The 3,270-nt window shown below is 45.8% G+C and carries 3 protein-coding genes; all 3 read right to left on the reverse strand.

Features of this window, described 5'->3' with window-relative positions; genetic code table 11:
• On the reverse strand, positions 1-1,687 hold a 1,687-nt coding region (locus J4G07_22330), incomplete at its 3' end, for a TonB-dependent receptor (protein ID MCE2416722.1).
• 208 nt (positions 1,688-1,895) lie between these two features.
• Positions 1,896-2,333 carry a hypothetical protein gene (locus J4G07_22335; protein MCE2416723.1) on the reverse strand — a complete coding sequence of 146 codons (438 nt, stop codon included), beginning with the start codon at positions 2,331-2,333 and terminating at the stop codon, positions 1,896-1,898.
• Positions 2,334-2,343: 10 nt separating this feature from the next.
• Positions 2,344-3,129: a hypothetical protein gene (locus J4G07_22340; GenBank protein MCE2416724.1), complete on the reverse strand. Its 786-nt coding sequence runs from the start codon at positions 3,127-3,129 to the stop codon at positions 2,344-2,346.
• Positions 3,130-3,270 lie beyond the last annotated feature (141 nt).

Here is a 3,270-nt window from a genome sequence, read left to right on the forward strand (position 1 = left end):
TTCCATCCGACTTTAGCACCTGATACGCTAAAGGACTCTGTTCATATCTGCCGTAAGCGAATCGAAGTATAGAATTTGTTGGCAGTGTGAGACTGAGACTCCCGCGCGGCTGAATAGAGAGTTCTTCCGTCAAATTGAGATAATCAAACCGCACACCGAGTGCGACTGACAAAAACGATAGCGGATCATAACGCGCTTGTAGGTACCCTTCAGCACGCCGAAACGTATAATTAAAGTCGTCAAGTTTCCGCGTCCATGATGGTGCCTCGTCGCTTTCAAAATCTATGTTTTCCAGAGAGGATGTGTGTGTCCGACTTTTAGATGGACTGAAAGCGAGAAGGAATCCCGGTTCTAACTGAAACTTGGGTGTTAACTTGTAGGACACATCTTCGCGAAGGGTATACGTAGGGGTATTGATCTTTAAGTTGTAGATGAATCCGTCATTTTCGGTTGTAGCGTCTTGGTTTGAGGCACTACCGAAACTGATATTGAGAAAGTTGTGGGAGCGTGTAAGGGAGAGATAGGACGTGAGTTTATCAGTGAAATTAGAGCGGAGGTGGATGCCTTCCGCTTCAAAACCGTTTTTGAAGTAGGCGGAAAAATTAACTGCCTCTTCGATCTCTTCTGAGCCAACACCGGAGAAGTCAAAGTGATCTGTCGCGCCTAAGCCGTTGAGCGTCAGATGATGTTTTGGCGTAAGCGGATACGCAAATTTAAGTTGATAGTTTGACCATTGGGGGAACGTCCCATCAAAAAATAGACCTAAGATGAGATTGAGAGTGGTAAATCGTCCTGCGAGGGAGGCGTAACCCTTATCTCCAATTGTGGCTTCAACGAAACCGGAAGGCGATAAAATGTTCAGGTCGATCGCGCCTGCCCACTTCTTTTCCAACCGTTCGCGCGAACGGATGTCAATCACCGATTGCGAATCTAACCCGAATTCAGCACCGTAGCCACCGGCGTAGATATGAATATTTTCAATACTGTCCGAGTTAATCGTTGAAATGAGACCCCCAAAGTGGAACGGATAGCCGAGCGGGGTTCTATCGAGATAAAGAAGCGTCTCCCCCGGTGCACTCCCCCGGATGTAGAGGATGCCGAAAATATCGTTGGGGATACCGATGCTCGGTAGCGTCGTGAGTCCCTTAAGCGCATCACGCCCAGTCCCGGGAATCCGTGTCAACTCGCCACCTCGAATCTCTTTGCGGCTAATTGTCGGCGGTAGTAGACGTTGTCCTTCTACAAGAATGGGGTCAAGTCGTGTTGCTGCCTCCCGACTATCGAGGGTTTCGACAAACACGCCTTCTGTATTGATGAAAAACCGCCTGTGGAGCGTCTCCCCTGCGCGAATCTCAATCGGAATTTTAGTGGGTGTGTTGTAAGTTGGATGGGATATGGACAGTGTATATGTGCCGACAGGGATTTCAATGAACCGAAATGTGCCGTCTTTACCCGTTTTTTGAGACTGATCGGTTTCAACAATGCGCACCTCCGCTTCAATTAATGGGACATCGGTATCATACTGATAGACGGTACCTTCTATATCCCCTGTGCGGGGAAAAACTCGCTGCCAGAGGCTTCTTTTCGTTTTTCGGGGTTCACCTTCTTTAGGACTCTCCGTTTCAGCCGAAACAGAGAACGGCATCATGAGCAGAACACACAGAGCAGAATATAAGCAAAATTTCATGAAAAGGTTTGGACCTCCGCTTGGAACCTGAATTGTAGATTTTAACGCTAAATTAAATGTTCCAGTTGACACGGAGATCGCTTTTATCAGCAGAATGCAGAACAGCCAAGCCTATGAGGAATTCTCCAATTCCAACAATGACTTGGCTGTGAGTGTGAGACGGAAATTTATGTTTCCGGTGTTGATTTACTTCTGTGTTTAGAGAGGTTTAATCTTTTTGCAACCAGAGAGTTAGCAGCATCGCTCCAGCACCAATAACGGTCATACTTGGATAATACCACCACAAGAATCGGTTACGTTTTTTCTCGACGGCTTTCCTCTGCTTTTGGATCTTCGCGACCGCTCTTTTCCCCTTTTCAAGGGAGGCGGGATCGTCGTTGAGCAGCATCCAACGTTGAACGAACAATTCGTCCTCAGTCAGTTTCCGAATCTCTGCATCCCACTCGTCTAAAGGCGTTAGTAAGTATCCAAAGGAAGTAACGCCAATTACGACAAGGGTTGGAAGTCCGATGAGGTGTCTGTTTTCTTTCTGGGTATGCGAATTATGTTCTGTTTTCGTTGGTGTGGCGACTGAGACGTCTGCCAGTAGGATAGCACAGATTACCGTGCAGATGAGTGTAAGACGCGAGGCAAAGGGTAATGTCATGATTTTTCTCCTATGGATGTTGTGGAAAAAAAATGCCTTCAGTCCATCTCAGAAACACATCCGTAGTCGTGAAATTATTGAGGATTTCTGCGGTCAGCGCAGGATTGTACACGGCGAGCCATAAAAGCCCGTCATCTTTGCCGTGTTGCGCAAACTGTTCCTGTATCAAAAGCGCGTCCTTCTTTTCGGTTTCAGTTACGAAATGTTCAAGGACAGTGAAGAATTCTTTTCCTTGATCTTGATTGGGTAGATGCATTTCCATCCAAGCTTTCACGGGTGCTTCATCACGGACTGATAGTTTTTTTTCGAGCACAGCCAGTATCGCCTTGAGAACGTTTTCTCCGTTTCCATCATGCATCATCTGATACAGCATCACGTTTGCACAGCGATACTCCAGAGTTAGCTGATGAACGATCGCTATGTCTTCTTCGTTGGGTTTATTGATGAATTCCTTTAAAAAAGGATTGTATCTTTCCGGGTCAGGTTCTGCTACATTCAGGTAGTCTGCCAACGTTTTAAATGGCTTTTTTGTTCTATATTCTTGGGTAAGAAAGTCCAAATAGGTTTTAGAAGTTGTCACCTTACCGAGCTTTGTGAACTCTTGATCAAAAATGGGTCGTGGAAACAGCGTTTTTAGTTTTCTGAACGTGTCTTCCGGTGTGGGTTTGGAGGGTATAGGTTCGGCAATAAGGGTTCCGACAGAGGCTGTGTCATTGTCAGGGTCTTCTGAGCACCCTAACAATTGAAAAGCAATCGCGATAAGTATCAAAACTGTGAAACGTAGAGAATACTGCATTATCTTTCCTTCCGTCAAGACCCCATGCTTTAGCTTGGGGATGTAGACGGCGTATGGGTTTATTGTATCAAAAACATTTGATATTGACCTAAAAATGTGGTATAATTAAAGTATCAAGTTGGAAACCAGCAGTTTCAGCAT

It is taken from the genome of Candidatus Poribacteria bacterium (assembly GCA_021295715.1).
Classification (GTDB): Bacteria; Poribacteria; WGA-4E; order WGA-4E; family WGA-3G; genus WGA-3G.

Bases quoted from the DNA above. Each gene is read 5' to 3' on its own strand.
- J4G07_22335 (MCE2416723.1), bottom strand. From the start codon at position 2,333: ATGACATTACCCTTTGCCTCGCGTCTTACACTCATCTGCACGGTAATC.
- J4G07_22340 (MCE2416724.1), bottom strand. From the start codon at position 3,129: ATGCAGTATTCTCTACGTTTCACAGTTTTGATACTTATCGCGATTGCT.